Raw genomic sequence first — 16731 nt, forward strand, 5'->3', positions numbered from 1 at the left:
GATTATATCATAAAAGCAGGACAAATTTGCCCTGCTAAAAAATAGGAAGATGTTTAAAGAAAATGTTCTATTAGTATTCTAATGCTCCTGGCCACGCTGATGTGCCGCCATCAACATTTACCACTTTATAGCCTTGGTCATCTAGAAAAAAGCAGGCTTGTTCTGAACGGGCACCACTTTGGCAAATGATATGGTATGTTTTATCTTTATCAAGCGCTTGGTAGCCAGATACAAATTCACTCAAGGGAAGATTGACTGCTGTAGGTACATGTCCCATTGCAAATTCCATTTTCTCACGAACATCAATAATGTTTAACGGTTCATTATTATTTAATGCATCATGCAATTGTTTTGGACTAATGTATTTAACCATGTTTAATCTCCTCTGGTTTGACAGTACTGTATAGGTGATAAGCACCATCAAGATTTTCTACTTTAAAGCCATGTTGTTTCAAAATACGTTCGCCGATGTAAGAACGAAGACCACTGTGACAACTGATAATGTACTCTTGGTTTGGATCCAGTTCTGATAAACGGTCACGTAATTCATCTAGTGGTATGTTAATACCATTGGCAATATGACCTCTGGCAACTTCTGCTTTAGTACGAACATCAAGGAAGACCTTACCTTTTGCTAATTCATCAGCTAATTCATACCACTGAACAGACTCACTAACCCCTTCAATAATATTAAGGGCAGCATATCCAGCCATGTTTACAGGGTCTTTAGCTGCTCCAAATGGTGGGGCATAAGTAAATTCGAGTTCTGGAAGGTCTGCAACTGTCAAACCAGCCTTGATAGCTGTAGCTAGTATGTCAATACGTTTGTCGACACCTTTTTGACCGACTGCTTGTGCTCCATAGATAACACCAGTTTTCTTATTAAAAATTAGTTTTAGGACAACATCTATCGCACCAGGATAGTAACCAGCATGATCTTTGTTATTTGTGTGAACAACAGCAACATCATCAAAGTTTTGACGAGCAATACGCTCGCTAAGTCCTGTTGAAGCAGCTGCTAAATCAAAGACACGAACAATAGCTGTTCCAATGCTACCTTTATTTTGGCGAGCAATCCCAGCAATATTATCAGCTACTTGACGACCTTGACGGTTTGCTGGGCTAGCTAGAGAAATAAGCGCATCTTGACCAGTGATTTCTTGTTTAACAATAATGGCATCACCAACAGCGTAAATATATGGATTGCTTGTTTGGTAGTTTTCATTAACCAAAATACCACCACGAAGACCAAGTTCAAGACCTGCTTCTTTTGCTAAGCTTGATTCTGGTTGAACCCCAACAGACATAATCGTAATATCTGATGTTAATTCACTACCATTTTCAAGAATAATAGTTTTCCCATTATCTTTAAACGCTTTAGCTGATTGATTGGTGTAGACTGTAATACCGTTGCGTATTAATTCGTTCTTAACAAAAGCAGCCATTTCTTCATCAAGTGGCGGTAAAACGTGCGGCGCTTTTTCAACGATTGTCACTTTCAAACCTTTTTTGGCTAGGCTTTCTGCCATTTCAAGACCGATAAAGCCAGCACCAATAACTGTTGCATTTCCTGATTGTACATCAGATAAAGCTGCCATGATTTTATCCAAATCTGGAATATTGCGAAGTACAAATACATTATCAGCACTGTCTAAACCTTCCATTTGTGGCACAAATGGTTTAGCACCTGGTGACAAGATTAGTTTGTCATATGATTCTGTGTAAACTTTGTCTTCATGACGAACTGTAATTTCTTTCTTGTCAGCATCAACTGACAATACTTCTGATTCTGGACGAACATCAATATTAAAACGTACTTTCAAACGTTCTGGTGTTTGAACTAGCAAGTTATCACGCTCTGCAATTTCTCCAGAAACATGAAAAGGTAGCCCACAGTTAGCAAAAGACACATAAGGCCCTTTATCAAAAACAATAATTTCAGCATCTTCCATCAAACGACGAAGACGTGTTGCAGCAGACATGCCCCCAGCTACACCACCGACAATCAAAATTTTACTCATTTGTTACCTCCAATTGTTTTTCCTTGCCAAGCAAGCATGCCACCTTTAACTGGAATGGCATCATAACCTTTCTTTTTCAAGAGTTTCGCAGCGCGTTTGCTACGTGCTCCTGAGTGACAGATTAGGTAAACAGGACTTTCTTTTTTACCCTCGTAGGTATGAATTCTGTCAAGCGGGAAAAGTCGTGCTCCTTTAATATGCCCCCCGGTGTATTCTTGAGCTGTTCGAACATCAAGCAAGGTTGTTGATTTATCTTGTAAAACAGACTCTAATTCACTCGTAGTAACTGTTCTCACTGATTGAGAAAATAATTTATTAAGAAAAATAAGCCTTTTTCTCCTTTCTTTTAGATACCCCTATAGGTATACTAAGATAATACCATAGCTCTTTTTATTCTGTCAACGAAAAGGTCTTGCATTTGACAAATATACCTACCACCGGTATAATAAAAAACATAAAGGAGGCCTCATGAAAACAGACAAAAAAGATATTATCAACCGTTTAAAACGTGCTGAAGGACAACTTCGTGGTATTCAAAAAATGATTGACGAAGACCAAGAATGTATCGACATTGTGACACAACTAACTGCAGTTCGTTCAAGTATCAATCGTACTATCGGTATCGTCATCGGAAATAAAATCAATCAAGTCATTGAAGAACCTGTCAAAGACCCTATACAACAAGAAGAAAATCTGGCCAAGGCTATCGACTTGATTATAAAAAAATAAGAGCCTTAGCTCTTATTTTTTTATCTGCTTGAGTCAGAATATTTTTTTCTTGATGCGAATTCCTTAAAAAGGTGATATACTAAAATTTGAGAAAGCGATTTTAAAATTAGTAAGGAGTCCATATGACTAAGAAAGAAATGGTAAGCTTCCTGTTAGATTACCTTATTATGGAGAATCCGCAATTTAAAGCCATCGATGTTCCAGATGACTTACCTGGACAAGAAACTCTCTTGCGTGCTCTTCTTAATGTCAGACCGCCAATGGCTGTCTCAACTCGTTTTTTAATCATGCAAAATGATTATCTTCAATTGAAAAAAGCCGAACGGGTGGTCGTCTTTTTAAATCACTTACAACCACTTATGACTGATGAGCGTTTGTACATCTGGAAAGGGGATATTTCACGACTTCAGGTTGATGCTATTGTCAATACAGCCACTCAACAAATGCTCGGTTGTTTCCAACCTCTTCACGAGTGTACTGATAATACTATCCACACCTATGCAGGTGTTCAATTACGTTTAGAATGCTACAACTTGATGAAAGACCAAGGGCATGATGAACCAATTGGTAGTGCTAAAATCACGCCAGGTTACAATCTGCCTGCTAACTTTATTCTTCACACCGTTGGTCCTGCTATCAATGAACACCTCACACCTGAAGATAAAGATTTGTTAGCCCAAAGTTATCTGTCTTGCTTAACATTAGCTGAGAAAAACCAATTAGAATCCGTTGCACTTTCTTCTCTTGCGACTAATCATGACAATCATTTCATCAATGAAGAAGCGGCTAAAATCGCTGTTAATACTGTTAAAGCCTTTTTAGATCAAAGCAAATATGTCAAAAAAATCATTTTCAATGTTACTGAAGATGACGAAGCAGCTATCTATCAAGAATTACTTCATTAAACTAAAAGAACTGGGATAAAATCCCAGCTCTTTTTTTATCAAACTAATTTATAATTTTTCCAAGTACCTTTTCGATAGCGAATTTCATAGATGATACCTTTTACAAACCAGTCTAAGAACATTGCTACCCAAGTTCCAAGCATTCCCATACCAAAATTAATCGATAACAGATAAGCACATACAACGCGTACTAAAAGCATTGAGGCGATTCCGATAACCATTGGAAAATTAGCATCTCCAGCACTACGAAAGACAACCGGCAAAACATAACCTGAATTCCAGAAAATACTAACCAAAATACCATGAGCAAGCACAATAATCCAAACATAATGAGTAGCTTGGTCTGATAAGTCATAAATCTTCATTAATAAAGGCATCAAAGCAATCACAACAACTGAAAATGAAGCGTTAGCTAAATGAATAATACGGCTACTTTACGCTTATAATACTCAGCTTGTTCGTAATCCCCAGCACCAACACATTTTGAAATCACAACTGCTAAGCCTAAAACAATAGAAATACCAGGTAATCCCTGGAACATGATTATGGTTCCACCAACTGAATTTGCGGCGATAGCTGCGGTTCCAAAAAGGGAAACAACTGATAAAACAATCAATCGTCCAAGGAAAAACATACCATTTTCAAAACCAAATGGTAGTCCAATACCAAGAACTTTTTTGATCATCTGCCAGTCGACTTTTTCTTTTAAGAAATTCCCCAAAGTCAAGTCTGACTTGATATGATGTGCAAACCACAAAACCAAAAGCATGGCACCAACACGGGAAAGAAGAATTGGAACAGCTACTCCTTCAACACCCCAACCACAACCGTAAATCAAGCTAACGCCCATGACAATGTTCAAGCCATTCATGACTAACATAATATTCATCGGTAAGCGAGATTTATTTAAGGTTCTGAAAATGGCTGCGCCTGAGTTATAAAGAGCAATAAAGGGAGTCGAAAGAGCTACGATATTAAAGTAACGATCAGCTTGCGCGTGAACTTCAGGTGTAATTGACCCAAATAAATGACTCAAAATAAAAGGTTTAATCGCAAAAATCAAAACCGTAATCCCTAAACTGAAAAATAAAGTAAATTTGACTAGCTGATTGACAGCTTTGTTGGCATTTTTAGTATCACGGTCACCCAAATATTGACCTGCTACAATCCCGCCACCAGTCGCAAATGCCGCAAAAATACTAATAAAAAGAGCCATCAAGAATTCTACCAAAGAAACTCCCGACACAGCTGCTTCTCCAACTCTTGAAACCATGATTGAGGCAATAAGACCAACCAAAAATTCTAAGCCCTGCTCAATGATTAAAGGAATAAAAAGTTTGGTTAAATCACGATTACTAAAAAAATAATTCTTCTCTAGAGCCTTATCCGAAAAACTGTCCATTCTTTCCTCCTATTTTTGAATTGCTACTATTAATAGTACACCTTGGAGCCTACTCAAAGTCAAGAGCTTTTTTAATTTTTCTGTATCTTTTCATAAAAAACAACTAAACATTGGTTTAGCTGTTTTTCATTATTTTGCGGATTTCATTTTCTTCGCTTTAGCTGTGTAATAATCTATGACAACTTTAATCACTGCAACTGAATTTGTCATTTTTTCGGTAAAGTCAAACATTTTACCAGTTTGGTGTTGCATGAGTTGATTCAAGGCATAAGCTTTTTGTTCAGAATCCTCCAAAAGCTCCGCTTTTCCACGTCCAATAAAAGAGGTAAAGAAAGCACCGTACTTACATGGAATATCGTGGTCATAATCTGGTATGACTTCACCTTCAATTTGGATACAAACATTTGGATTTTGATGGATTAAATCAATCTTATGGCCTTGTTTTGCGCCGTGCATATAAAAAATAAACTGATGATTTTCTTCTTTAAATTCATATCCATAATGTAAAGGAACAACATAAGGAAATTCCTCATCAAAAAGACCTAGGTGCAAAATCATATTTTTTTCAATAATAGCTTTAATTTCTGCTAAATCTCTCACTTCACGGTCACGTCGTCTCATCTCAGGCATAATCAAACCACCATTCTCTTTTTTCAACATTATAGCAAAATAATCTTATTCTTCATAATGAAAAATGAAATTTTCAATATTTTTTCATTATGTGTTGCACGGCACTAATCAATATGCTAAACTAATATCGTTTTCACAACTTTTTACAAAGGAGATTTTTTTTGAAACACGAAAGCTATTTTGACGGCGGTTTGCTAAGTTATATTGGACACAGCATTATTGCAAGTTTGATTACCATTTTAACACTTGGTATTTGTGCCCCATGGGGAATTTGCATTATGATCAATTGGAAGGTCAAACACACTGTCATCGACGGACACCGTCTTTACTTTGATGGTACAGCTATGCAGCTATTTGGAAATTGGATTAAATGGCTAATTTTAACAGTCATCACGCTTGGTATTTACTCATTCTGGCTTAATATTAAATTGCAACAATGGATTACTAAGCATACACATCATTTGGATTAATTAAAAAACGTGCAAAAACTGAACCACGTTAAAAGCTGATAGGAGTTATAAATTGGAAAAGAAAAATGACAAGACAATTGCTAAGTTAGTCATGATTATCTTAGGAATCATTTTATTCACAGCTGGTATTGTAGCTTTAAATGCAAAATCTGATAAAGAAAAAGCAGATGATACAGTAGTCACAACTAGTTCAAGTGATGATGAGGAGGATTACGACTACGATGATGAAGACGATGATTACAGCTACAGCTCAAGTTACTCATCAAGTTCTTCATACAGCTACAGCTCTAGCTCTGAATTTAATCCTGCTGAATATGAAGTTCCTGATTTTAACACATGGAACCATGACCAATTAGAGTATGGGAAAAAAGTACAAATTACAGGTAAAGTACTTCAAACTCTTAAAGATGGTTCTTACTATAACTTCCGTTTAGCTATGGATGAAGATTACGATAAAGTTGTTCTTGTTGAACTATCATCATATGAATACAGTGATGTTATTGCTGAGGATGATAATGTCACTTTCTACGGTACAGCAGAAGGGCTAACATCATACGAAAGTACTTGGGGTAAAGAAGTTACTTTACCTTCAATGAATGGAAGCAAATATACCGTTAATAGTTACGGAAACTAATTTCAAAAGCACCTTACGTTATACGTAAAGTGCTTTTCTTTTTTTCACTCCACCACTGCTTTTGCAATTTCTTGCGGGGTGATATTAGTGAAATATTGTGTGGTGTCTATGGTTTGGAGTTTTTCTAGGACATCTTGGTATTCATAGCGTAGGCCGATAAGTTTTTCTTCAATATCTGAAACATCTTTGATGCCAAAGAAATCACCATAAATTTTAAGACCTGTAATCATCGATTTTTCAACTTTGACGTAGCTTGTAATCTTACCAGCTGGATAGCGAACTGAGCGTTTAATAGTATAATCTGGCGATTTGCCAAAATTCCAATCCCAAGTTGCAAATTTCTGGTCTGCTAAGGTTTGAATGGCTACTAATTCTTCTTCTGAAAAGACATATTCGGTCATTTCTGGATAAGATTCTTTCATTTTAGCTAACAGTTTATCCGAAAAGTCTTCGACTGTGATTTTTTCGGGTAATTCATTCAAAATGTTAGTCACACGCGCACGAACTGACTTAACCCCTTTTGATTCAATTTTATCTTTTGAAACTTGAAGGGCATTGCTAAGCACTGTCATATCAACATCAAAAAGCAAACAACCATGATGCATCATGCGACCTTTGTAATAAGCTTGTGCATTGCCACAAAACTTTTTGCCATCGATTTCAAGGTCATTTCTTCCAGTGAAGGTCGCTGTCACACCAAGATCAGCAAGGGTTTCAATGACAGGTTGTGAGAAGGTCTTAAAATCAAAGGCACCTTCTTGGGTTTTATTAGAAATAATGGTGTAGTTCAAATTATTAAGGTCATGGTATACTGCTCCGCCACCTGATAAACGACGAACCACATGAATACCATGCTCATCTGTATAGGCTTTATTAATTTCTTCGATAGCATTTTGGTGTTTGCCAATCACAATCGTTGGTTCATTGATCCAGAGAATAAAAATCTCATCTTCATCTTGTAATTCACGAAAAGCGTAAGCTTCCAAGGCAATATTGTAAGCTGGGTTGTGGGACTTGTTGACGATATACTTCATATGAAAGCTCCTTCATTTTCATTAAGCTTAGTATATCAGAATCACAGACCTGCGTCTTTTAATTTGCTCACTAATTCTCCCAAGCTTTTCTCAATCTCTTAACACAATCTGGAATATCTTCCAAGTCAATCTTACTAAACCCAAGAAAGAGACTTTCCTGGGGGCAAGTCGCTTTTTCTTGCCAAAATTGCATAGTATCATAAACTCGGACACCTTCTTTTTCAGCACGTTTAATGACATCACACTGATTGATTTTATCTGGAAAAGTCAACAGAAAATATTGTCCACTAACATTTGAAGATAGTTTAATTGGAGCCTTAAATTGCTCGAATTCCTTTTTAAATGCTTCATAACGTTTTTTGAAGACATGATTCATTTTGCGAACCAAGCGGTCATAATCGCCACTAGATAAAATATTAGCCAGCGCAATTTGATTCAACAAATTCACCGTACTATTGTAAAGTTTAAATTTATCCAAGAAAGCTTCCGTGAATTGCTCAGGTAAAACCATGTAGCCCATCCGAAATGACGGTGACAAGATTTTTGAAAAAGTCCCAAGGTAAATCACGCGATCAAGGTAGTCAATGGATTTTAAAGCAGGGATTGGACGTTGGTAATAGCGAAGTTCACTATCATAATCGTCTTCAATGATAAAGGAATTCTTTTCCTTGGCAAAAGCTAGCAGCTCCTGACGCCTAGAAATTGGCATAATCATCCCCAGTGGAAATTGATGCGATGGTGTGGTGTAAATCATCTCAATCTCCGAACTCCTTTCAACCTTAGTCAAGTCCAAACCCTTCTCATCAACTTCTGCCGTCACGATTGGATAGGCGTTTTTCTTAAAAATTTCACGCGCCTTAGGATAGCTTGGATCTTCCATCAAGACGCTTTTTTGCGTATTTCCTAGGAACTGACAGATATAATCTAATGACTGCTGCAAACCACTGGTGATGATAATTTGATTAGGGTGGCATTTCACCCCGCGGATACGTTCCAAGTATCGACTGATTTCCTTTCTCAGCTTATATTCTCCCTGAAATGGCTGCAAAGTTGATAATTGCTCTGCTTTATCCAATTCATCAAGCGCTTGTAAATAATGCTTTTTCCAAACTTTTTTTGGAAACAAATTATTGGTATGACTACTATTTGTTAAGTCATAAACAATGTGATCATCATTTGAACAAGCTTCCTTGCTAGGAAGAATGTCATTAACACCTTTTTCTGATTGAAAGGCTTTGGGCAATTTTAAAACATAAAAGCCAGCATTTTGACGACTTTCAATATATCCTTCCAAAGTTAGCTGCATGTATGCTCGATCAATGGTATTACGGCTAACTCCAAGCATTTTAGCTAAAGTTCGAGTCCCTAAAAGTCTCTCAGCTGGTGGTAAATAGCCCTGCAAAATATCTGATTTTACTTGCTGATAGATTTGCTGGTACAGGGGACTGCTACCTGCACTGCGATCAAGATGAATCATATTACCTCCAAAGTGGCACCTAAAAATTTTTAAATACTGGTACTTTTTATTATACCACATATTCGTTACAATTTTAGCTGAGGTGAAAAAATGAAGCAAAATCGTACAAATGATAGCAAATATATTTTCTTAATCTTTCTAGCTATCTGTTTTTTAGCAACTGGTGGCATTTTTGTGAAACTCAGTCCGTTACCACCAATTAATACCGGTTTTTACCGTGTTTTATTTTCCATTCCCATGCTATTGCCATTTCTTAAGAAGTCTGATTTACAGGCTTTGAGTCGTAAAGAAGTCATAACGATTGTCTTAGCAGGCGCTTTTCTAGCAGGAGATTTAACCTTTTGGAATACATCGTTTTCTTATACTAGTGTAGCTAATTCAAATCTACTAGTAAACCTTACCCCTTTTACCGTTATTCCAGTCAGTTATTTCCTATTCAAAGAAAAAATAACGCCTAAATTTTTATTAGGTGGCTTGATTACTCTTACTGGTGTTCTTGTTCTCATGGCAAATAAAGTAACCATGTCTCCTAATCGTTTACTCGGAGATTCTATGAGCCTTGGAGCTTCAGTCTTTTATGCCATGTTCATGATTACCGTTTACAAACTACGTGATTCGGTCAAATCAAATACCATCATGTTTATCAGTGCTTTTGGAACGCTGCTAGTACTTGCTTTTGTTATTTTCTTTACTGAAGGTTTTTATTTACCAAAAAACTTTGGTGAGCTTTGGCCACTTTTGGCACTAGCTCTCGTCTCTCAAATTTTAGGACAAGGCTTACTAGCTTATTGTTTGGGAAAAGTTAGTGCCTGCCTATCATGCTTAATTACCCTTTCTCAGCCAGTCGTTGCCGCACTTTATGCTTGGGTAGTTTTTCAAGAGAGTTTAAACCTCCAAACCGTTATCGCCATTTTGATTACATTAACAGGTGTCTACCTTGCTAAAACACAAACATCAACTGAAATCACACAAGAAAAATCCCAATCTATTTAATTTCTAAGTTCATAAACAAAACATCCTCAAAACTAAAATAACTCTTCACTTTTCATACTCACATATGAGCTTACTGATCAAGTTAAGCGAAAACAAAAGGCTAAGACAAAAATTCTTAGCCTTTTTATGTATAAAGAAATAATTAATAATATATCTTTTTTGTTAAGAAAACAAATTTCTATAAAGCCGTTAACTTGCTTTCAACAGCTTTTTATTTCTTGGGTGGGTTATGGATAGCTTCGCCAATAGTATCTAGAAAAGCTTCATACATATTTTCAGAGAAGGTTGGATGTCCATGAATGGCTTGGGCCACTTCATCAACAGTTAACTCATTTTCCATGATAGTTGCTGCTTCGTTAATCAGCTCAGCTGCTGCAGGACCAATAATATGCACACCAAGAATTTCATGGTACTTAGAATCAGCAATGACTTTAACAAATCCTTGAGCTTCATTTGATGCCAAAGCTCGTCCGTTACCTGAAAAACTTGATTTACCAATCAAGACATCACCATACTGCTCACGCGCAGCTTCTTCAGTTAATCCAACCATAGCCACCTCTGGATGAGTATAGACAGCTGCAGGTGTATACTCGAGTTTTGCTTTGCGATGATTGCCAGAAAGAGCATTTTCAGCAGCTACTTCTCCCATACGGTAAGCAGCATGCGCTAACATTTTCTGACCATTAACATCACCTGGAGCATAAATACCTGGAATAGACGTTTCTTGATAAGCGTTTACTTTAATACGATTACCATCCATGGCTAAATCTAGCTTTTCAAGTCCCTTCATCTGTGGCACGCGTCCAATAGATAGCAGAACTTTATCAGCCTGAACAGTTTCTCCGTTTGATAATTTCAAGGTTAAATGGTTTGACTCATCAATGATTTCTGACACACCAACACTTGTCTTAATAGTCATGCCTTTTTTAGTTAAAATCTTTTGCAATTCTTGTGATACTTCTTTATCCATTGCTGGAATTATGCGGTCTGCCATTTCAATAACGGTCACTTCGACACCATATGATGCCCAAACCAATCCAAGTTCAATACCAACAACGCCACCACCCATAACAGCTAGTGATTTTGGTATTTCGCGTAAATCAAGAATGTCATCAGATGTCAAAACACGCGGTGAATCAATACCTGGAATATTGATACGAGACACTTTTGATCCTGTCGCAAGAATAATGCTATGACCTTTAATGGTTTGATGACCAATTGTCACTGTTTTATCTGGATTGACTTGAGCTAGTCCATCAAAAATAGCTACTTTGTTTGCTTTCAAAAGTCCTCGAACACCACCCGTCAAGGTTTTCACAACACTATTTTTAAAATCTACAGTCTTATCCATATCAATACTGTAATTGGTTGAAGCCAGATTAATTCCTCGCCCAGCAGCGATTTTTAACCCGTCTAAAATTTCAGCATTCTTAAGATAAGTTTTCGTTGGAATACAGCCAACATTCAAGCAAGTACCACCGAATTCAGACTTTTCAACGATAGCTACCTTACCTCCTAGTTGCGCAGCACGAATAGCTGCATAATAACCTGCAGGTCCTCCACCAACGACAACCACATCATACTCATCTGATGCAAGCGAAGTTTTTTGTTCTGAAGACACCTCTGCCGTCACCGTCTTTGGAACTTCAAGTCCAGCTGATTCTAGGTGAGCTGTCGCTTCTTTCACACTGACCTCTAACTCATCAAGAGTCTCCCCTTCTGCTCCAATATAACCAATCACCTCAGTCACCGGAACCACATCACCAGCTGGATGGGTAATTTTTAAAAGAGTCCCCGAATCTTCTGCTTCCAGTTCCATATTTGTCTTATCAGACATGATTTCAAGGAGAATGTCACCCTCTTTGACGCTATCGCCCTCAGATTTTTTCCACTCGATAATCTCGCCTTCTTGCATATCAACGCCAAGCTTTGGCATGATAATTTCTACTGCCATAAGTTTTTTCCCTTTCTTAACTTTGTCTAAATCAGCAATTCTAATGGATTTTCAAGAAGTGCCTTGAGATCTAACATAAATTTTGCACCATTCATTCCATCAACCAATCGATGATCAATGGTCAAACTCATTCCCATAATCGGACGAATGACGACTTGACCGTCATAAGCAACCGGTGTGTCAATCGTTGCTGAAATGCCTAAAATGGCTGAATTTGGTTGATTAATAATCGGATTAAAAGACTTGGTTCCAAACATTCCTAGGTTTGTAATTGAGAAAGTCGACCCAGACATTTCTGATGCTCTCAATTTTCCAGATTGAGCCTTTTGAATTACATCTTTTGAAGCTACTACAAACTCTGAGAGGCTCATTTTATCAGCTTCTTGAACTACTGGAACGACAAGACCATCAGACAAGCCAACAGCTATTCCTAGATTCACAAAGTGATGCAATTCAATGTCTTGCCCATCATTAATCAAAGAAGCATTTAGATAACGGTGTTCTTCTTTCATCAATATTTTAACAACCGCAAGTCCAATTAAATCTGTAAAAGTTACTTTATAGCCCGTCTTAGCTTTGATTGGCTCAATCAATTGCTTGCGAAGAGCAATCAAATTCGTCATATCAATATCATAGTTAAGTGTAAAGGTCGGCGCAGTGAAATAAGAATGTGACATTCCTTTTGATATTGCCTTGCGCATCGCAGACATCTTAATCACTTCAACACCTTCTGGTAAATCAACAACTTCTTTTTGAACACTTACCGTTTCAGAAAGAGGTTCATTGCTTGTCATTTGAGCTAAGATATCCTTCTTAGTAATCTTGCCACCAACACCAGTTCCAACAATACCAGTGATATCAACACCAATGTCGTCAGCAATTTTACGAGCTAATGGTGTTACACGGACCCTATTAAATGAAGCGACATCATCCTTATGAATGCGGCCATTTTCACCGCTACCACTAACCTCTTTGATATTAATGCCACGTTCACGTGCCAATTGACGTGCCGCTGGTGTAGCACGAATCTTATCATCTTCATCATTCTTTTGAGAAATAGCTGGCGCTAAATCTTCTGATAAGGAATCAGCTGACGCTTTCTGACTTGATCCTGGCTGATTTGCTTGCTCTATTCCTACAGAATCAGGAAGTTTCTCCCCTTCTGCTCCAATATAACCAATCACCTCAGTAACAGCTACCACGTCACCTGCTGGGTGCAGAATTTTCAAAAGAACACCTGAATCTTCTGCTTCTAGTTCCATGTTCGTCTTGTCAGACATGATTTCAAGAAGAATATCCCCTTCTTCGATCTTATCACCTTCAGCTTTTTTCCATTCAAGAATTTCTCCTTCTTGCATGTCTACACCAAGCTTTGGCATAATAATTTCATTTGCCACAGAAAACACCTCCTTAGGCATCACGACCGTTGCGAGCCATTTTATAGATGGCTGCCTTAATCTTGTCAACGTCTGGCAGAATGCCCTGCTCCAAAACACGGGCGTAAGGGACTGGAACATCTTCACTTGCCAAACGAACAATTGGATAATCAAGGTAGTCAAAGGCTTCGCTTTCGGTTACCTGCGCAGCAATTTCACCAATAAAGCCACCTGTCTTATAAGCATCATTAACTAACATGAGCTTACCAGTCTTCTTAACAGAACTGATAATCAACTCCTTATCAAGAGGTATTAAGGTGCGAGGATCCACCACTTCGACACTAATCCCATCAGCCGCTACTTCATCTGCTGCTTGAAGCACACGCTCTAACATGCGACCATAAGAGACAATAGTCAGATCACTTCCTTCACGCTTAATCTCACCTTTTCCTAAAGGCAGGTAAAAATCAGAATCCAAGATAACGTCTTCTTTCTTACCATAAAGCGCCTTAGGCTCCATGAAAATAACGATGTTGTTATCACGAATGGCTGATTTTAAAAGCCCTTTGGCATCATTAGCATTCCCTGGAGCAACAACCTTAATACCAGGAATATGGGTTAACCAAGCTTCCAGAGACTGCGAATGCTGTGCAGCTGAACCGATACCAGAACCAGAGGCTACACGAAAGGTCACAGGTGTTTTCAAACCACCACCAAACATGTAATTATTCTTAGCGCCATTATTAACAATAGCATCAAGAGCAATGGTAATAAAATCCATAAAAGTCACGTCAACAATCGGACGAAGACCAGTTATGGCTGCACCAATGGCACTTCCAGCAATAGCTGCTTCTGAAATCGGCGTGTCCTTGATACGCTCGGGCCCAAACTCCTCAAACATCCCAACAGATGTTCCAAAGTCACCACCATAAATCCCAACATCCTCACCCATGAGAAAAATCTTGTCATCTTTTCGCATTTCTTCTGTCATAGCAAGATTAATGGCTTCTCGCAAGGCCATTTGTTTTGTTTCAGTCATTATTTTCTCTCCTCTTTGTCATTGAAAAGCTATTTAATCTACCCAGACATCCTCAAAAGCAACTGATAAATCTGGTTCTGGACTATTTTGCGCAAATTCATAAGCATCATCTATTTCTTTAACCACTTGTGCATCAATAACATCAAGTTCTTCTGAACTTACAATCTGATTCTCAGTTAAATACTTACGGAATTTAACAAGTGGGTCTTTTTGCTTCCATTCATCAACCTCTTCTTTACTACGATATTTACCAGCATCAGCGGTTGAATGACCAAACCAACGGTAAGATTCGACCTCAACAATCGCTGGACCATTACCAGAACGAACATGTTCAACAGCTTTGCCCATGGTTTCATATACAGCTAAAACATCATTGCCATCTTCGCAATAAAAGCCTGGAATACCGTAAGCTTCCGCTCTTGTGTAGAGATGAGGTGTATTTGTTGCTTTCCTAATATTCATAGAAATGCCATAACGATTATTAATAATGAAGAAAATAACAGGAAGTTTCCAAGTGGCTGCTAAGTTAACCGATTCATGAAACGAGCCTTCATTTGTCGCCCCATCACCAGAAAATGCCACAACAATATTATTCGTTTTTTGATAATCTTGCGTAATGGCTGCGCCAACAGCCAGAGCATAACCACCACCGACAATGCCATTAGTCCCATAGTTTCCTTTTTCAAAATCTGCCAAATGCATGGAACCACCACGACCTTTTGACACACCAGTCACCTTGCCAGCGAGTTCAGCCATCATTTTATTCAAATCCATGTCTTTAGCAATACACTGCCCATGACCTCTGTGATTTGAAAAGATAATGTCATCATAAGTCAAATGAGCCATCGCCCCGACACTTGCCGCTTCTTCCCCAACAGAAAAGTGAGTCATGCCTTGGACGAAACCTCGTCGTACGAGTTTGTTAATTCGCATATCAAATTCACGAATACGCTGCATCTTCAGATACATTTCCATATGTTGTTCTCGAGACAAATTCATGCCATTGTCCTCCAAATATCTTTCTTAGTTAGTCCATTAATCATAAGCTATTATGTCTCAAATCACAAATAATTTAACCGCTTTTTTGGAAGCGTTTAAAGAAAAATAAAAAAGACGCTTGCGGCACCAGGGATTTAATCATTTTTTAGACAAATAATAACTTTTTAAACCAACTAGAAAAAGCAAGAGGCCGGGAAAACCACTTGCTTCGGAGTTATATGAAAAGTTTTTAGGATAATTATATTATAGGTCTTTCTGATTTATACTACATCCGTCTTAAGACCTATTTTCACTTTTTAAACTTTTAAAAAAAGTTGACTTATCTCCAAAAAGTTTTACAATGATAGCAGCAAATAAAGAAATAAGATTGGAGATGGCGCTTCTGTTTCAACATTACAAAATAATTCAACGCTTAATTCATATCCTATCAGCACTTGTCTTTATCATATCCTGTGCCTGCATTTTTTGGCTATACCAACACGGTTATCTGACTAATCAGGAAAAAATCCAAGCACTCATTGGACAGGATAAAGTCTGGGGAGCAATCTTCTTTACAATTTTCCAAATGATGCAAGTTGTCGTTCCAATTGTTCCAGCTAGCTTAACCATGATGCTTGCTGTGATGACTTTTCACCCAGTAGTTGGTGTTTTAACCAGCTGTATCGGCATTATTATTGGGACAATGATTTTATTTTTACTGACACGTTGGTATGGAAAGCGTTTCTGCCTTCTCTTTATCAAAGAAAGCACCCTGAAAAAATACGAAGATCTAATTGCCAGACATAAATCTTTTACTGTAGTCTTCACCATCTGCATGCTTTTGCCCTTTGCTCCTGCTGATTTATTGGTTATGCTAGCGGCACTTAGTAATATGCCATTTAAAACATTTTCTAAAATTATTGTCTGCTGTAAACCAATTTCCATCATTGGACACATTTTACTGCTCTTTTATGGCGGTGAGTGGATTATACACATCATTTAAATTGCTGAGAAAATTTCTCAGTTTTTATTTGATTTCATAGCGCAAACGTTTGCATTATTTGGAGTTTCTGTTAAAATAAAAGAAAA

General features: G+C 37.7%; 17 protein-coding genes and 3 pseudogenes. 6 read left to right on the plus strand and 14 right to left on the minus strand.

All coding sequences use genetic code 11. The annotated features are described in order from the left end of the window. Positions 1–70: 70 nt before the first annotated feature. From JG537_RS04670 to JG537_RS09740, 3 genes are read right to left on the minus strand one after another with little or no spacing between them, the layout of a single operon-like run. Positions 71–373: a rhodanese-like domain-containing protein gene (locus tag JG537_RS04670; protein WP_132869080.1), complete on the minus strand. Its 303-nt coding sequence runs from the start codon at positions 371–373 to the stop codon at positions 71–73. Continuing rightward, positions 366–2021, minus strand: coding sequence for an FAD-dependent oxidoreductase (locus tag JG537_RS04675; RefSeq protein ID WP_199544017.1), 1656 nt, complete (start codon positions 2019–2021; stop codon positions 366–368). Before JG537_RS04675 ends, JG537_RS04670 begins: the two co-directional genes overlap by 8 nt. Then, on the minus strand, positions 2018–2317 hold the full coding sequence (locus tag JG537_RS09740; RefSeq protein WP_199544018.1) for a rhodanese-like domain-containing protein: 300 nt from the start codon (positions 2315–2317) through the stop codon (positions 2018–2020). The genes JG537_RS04675 and JG537_RS09740 overlap by 4 nt, the downstream gene beginning before the upstream one ends. Positions 2318–2489: 172 nt before the next feature. On the opposite strand from JG537_RS09740, the gene JG537_RS04685 reads away from it, so the two are divergent. Continuing rightward, positions 2490–2750 (plus strand): metal-sensitive transcriptional regulator, encoded by a 261-nt coding sequence (locus tag JG537_RS04685; RefSeq protein WP_039696933.1) that lies wholly within the window; start codon positions 2490–2492, stop codon positions 2748–2750. A gap of 122 nt (positions 2751–2872) precedes the next feature. Next, positions 2873–3655, plus strand: a complete 783-nt coding sequence (locus JG537_RS04690; RefSeq protein WP_199544019.1) for a protein-ADP-ribose hydrolase — start codon at positions 2873–2875, stop codon at positions 3653–3655. Positions 3656–3693: 38 nt separating this feature from the next. Here JG537_RS04690 and JG537_RS09745 read toward each other — a convergent pair whose 3' ends face one another. The 3 genes from JG537_RS09745 to JG537_RS04700 form a co-directional block, all read right to left on the minus strand. Next, on the minus strand, positions 3694–4032 hold the full coding sequence (locus JG537_RS09745) for an MATE family efflux transporter (protein WP_246454309.1): 339 nt from the start codon (positions 4030–4032) through the stop codon (positions 3694–3696). 35 nt (positions 4033–4067) lie between these two features. After that, positions 4068–5057, minus strand: coding sequence for an MATE family efflux transporter (locus JG537_RS04695; RefSeq protein WP_246454311.1), 990 nt, complete (start codon positions 5055–5057; stop codon positions 4068–4070). Positions 5058–5186: 129 nt separating this feature from the next. Then, positions 5187–5717, minus strand: coding sequence for a pyridoxamine 5'-phosphate oxidase family protein (locus tag JG537_RS04700; RefSeq protein WP_343068228.1), 531 nt, complete (start codon positions 5715–5717; stop codon positions 5187–5189). 131 nt (positions 5718–5848) lie between these two features. Between JG537_RS04700 and JG537_RS04705 the strand changes: the two genes are divergently transcribed. Both JG537_RS04705 and JG537_RS04710 read left to right on the plus strand, forming a co-directional pair. Then, a complete protein-coding gene (locus JG537_RS04705; RefSeq protein WP_132870065.1) occupies positions 5849–6157 on the plus strand; it encodes a DUF898 family protein in 309 nt (102 codons plus the stop codon). Positions 6158–6209: 52 nt separating this feature from the next. Beyond that, entirely contained in the window at positions 6210–6791 is a 582-nt protein-coding gene (locus tag JG537_RS04710; RefSeq protein WP_132869689.1) for a hypothetical protein, read from the plus strand. Positions 6792–6835: 44 nt separating this feature from the next. Here the strand turns inward: JG537_RS04710 and lplA are convergent, their stop codons facing one another. Both lplA and pdxR read right to left on the minus strand, forming a co-directional pair. Then, on the minus strand, positions 6836–7825 hold the full coding sequence (gene lplA, locus JG537_RS04715) for a lipoate--protein ligase (RefSeq protein WP_132869690.1): 990 nt from the start codon (positions 7823–7825) through the stop codon (positions 6836–6838). Positions 7826–7895: 70 nt separating this feature from the next. Continuing rightward, on the minus strand, positions 7896–9302 hold the full coding sequence (pdxR, locus tag JG537_RS04720; RefSeq protein ID WP_132869691.1) for a MocR-like pyridoxine biosynthesis transcription factor PdxR: 1407 nt from the start codon (positions 9300–9302) through the stop codon (positions 7896–7898). Between the two features lie 90 nt (positions 9303–9392). Between pdxR and JG537_RS04725 the strand changes: the two genes are divergently transcribed. Further along, complete coding sequence (locus JG537_RS04725; protein WP_132869692.1) at positions 9393–10295, plus strand: DMT family transporter; 903 nt, start codon at positions 9393–9395, stop codon at positions 10293–10295. A 211-nt stretch (positions 10296–10506) separates the two neighbouring features. Here the strand turns inward: JG537_RS04725 and lpdA are convergent, their stop codons facing one another. From lpdA to JG537_RS04745, 6 genes and pseudogenes are all read right to left on the minus strand, one after another. Then, positions 10507–11982: a dihydrolipoyl dehydrogenase gene (lpdA, locus tag JG537_RS04730; protein ID WP_422938707.1), complete on the minus strand. Its 1476-nt coding sequence runs from the start codon at positions 11980–11982 to the stop codon at positions 10507–10509. A gap of 20 nt (positions 11983–12002) precedes the next feature. Next, a pseudogene (locus JG537_RS09835) lies at positions 12003–12249 on the minus strand (biotin/lipoyl-containing protein); the annotation flags it as partial. Between the two features lie 26 nt (positions 12250–12275). Next, positions 12276–13283: pseudogene (locus JG537_RS04735) on the minus strand (dihydrolipoamide acetyltransferase); the annotation flags it as partial. Positions 13284–13478: 195 nt separating this feature from the next. Continuing rightward, positions 13479–13766 (minus strand): annotated as a pseudogene (locus tag JG537_RS09840) (biotin/lipoyl-containing protein); the annotation flags it as partial. Beyond that, positions 13660–14664 (minus strand): alpha-ketoacid dehydrogenase subunit beta, encoded by a 1005-nt coding sequence (locus JG537_RS04740; RefSeq protein WP_132869606.1) that lies wholly within the window; start codon positions 14662–14664, stop codon positions 13660–13662. The pseudogene JG537_RS09840 and the gene JG537_RS04740, both read right to left, overlap by 107 nt. 33 nt (positions 14665–14697) lie before the next feature. Then, positions 14698–15663 carry a thiamine pyrophosphate-dependent dehydrogenase E1 component subunit alpha gene (locus JG537_RS04745; RefSeq protein ID WP_132869607.1) on the minus strand — a complete coding sequence of 322 codons (966 nt, stop codon included), beginning with the start codon at positions 15661–15663 and terminating at the stop codon, positions 14698–14700. A 373-nt stretch (positions 15664–16036) separates the two neighbouring features. On the opposite strand from JG537_RS04745, the gene JG537_RS04750 reads away from it, so the two are divergent. Next, the gene (locus JG537_RS04750; protein ID WP_199544023.1) at positions 16037–16645 is read left to right on the plus strand and encodes a TVP38/TMEM64 family protein; all 609 of its coding nucleotides are present in this window, start codon (positions 16037–16039) and stop codon (positions 16643–16645) included. The last annotated feature ends 86 nt before the right edge of the window (positions 16646–16731 follow it).

It is taken from the genome of Streptococcus vicugnae (genome assembly GCF_016461705.1).
GTDB classification, from domain to species: domain Bacteria; phylum Bacillota; class Bacilli; order Lactobacillales; family Streptococcaceae; genus Streptococcus; species Streptococcus vicugnae.

Bases quoted from the DNA above. Each gene is read 5' to 3' on its own strand.
- JG537_RS04670 (WP_132869080.1), bottom strand. From the start codon at position 373: ATGGTTAAATACATTAGTCCAAAACAATTGCATGATGCATTAAATAAT.
- JG537_RS09745 (WP_246454309.1), bottom strand. From the start codon at position 4,032: ATGCCTTTATTAATGAAGATTTATGACTTATCAGACCAAGCTACTCAT.
- JG537_RS04685 (WP_039696933.1), top strand. From the start codon at position 2,490: ATGAAAACAGACAAAAAAGATATTATCAACCGTTTAAAACGTGCTGAA.
- JG537_RS04745 (WP_132869607.1), bottom strand. From the start codon at position 15,663: ATGAATTTGTCTCGAGAACAACATATGGAAATGTATCTGAAGATGCAG.
- JG537_RS04695 (WP_246454311.1), bottom strand. From the start codon at position 5,057: ATGGACAGTTTTTCGGATAAGGCTCTAGAGAAGAATTATTTTTTTAGT.
- JG537_RS04700 (WP_343068228.1), bottom strand. From the start codon at position 5,717: ATGTTGAAAAAAGAGAATGGTGGTTTGATTATGCCTGAGATGAGACGA.
- JG537_RS04750 (WP_199544023.1), top strand. From the start codon at position 16,037: ATGGCGCTTCTGTTTCAACATTACAAAATAATTCAACGCTTAATTCAT.
- pdxR (WP_132869691.1), bottom strand. From the start codon at position 9,302: ATGATTCATCTTGATCGCAGTGCAGGTAGCAGTCCCCTGTACCAGCAA.
- JG537_RS04675 (WP_199544017.1), bottom strand. From the start codon at position 2,021: ATGAGTAAAATTTTGATTGTCGGTGGTGTAGCTGGGGGCATGTCTGCT.
- JG537_RS04740 (WP_132869606.1), bottom strand. From the start codon at position 14,664: ATGACTGAAACAAAACAAATGGCCTTGCGAGAAGCCATTAATCTTGCT.
- JG537_RS04725 (WP_132869692.1), top strand. From the start codon at position 9,393: ATGAAGCAAAATCGTACAAATGATAGCAAATATATTTTCTTAATCTTT.
- lplA (WP_132869690.1), bottom strand. From the start codon at position 7,825: ATGAAGTATATCGTCAACAAGTCCCACAACCCAGCTTACAATATTGCC.
- JG537_RS04690 (WP_199544019.1), top strand. From the start codon at position 2,873: ATGACTAAGAAAGAAATGGTAAGCTTCCTGTTAGATTACCTTATTATG.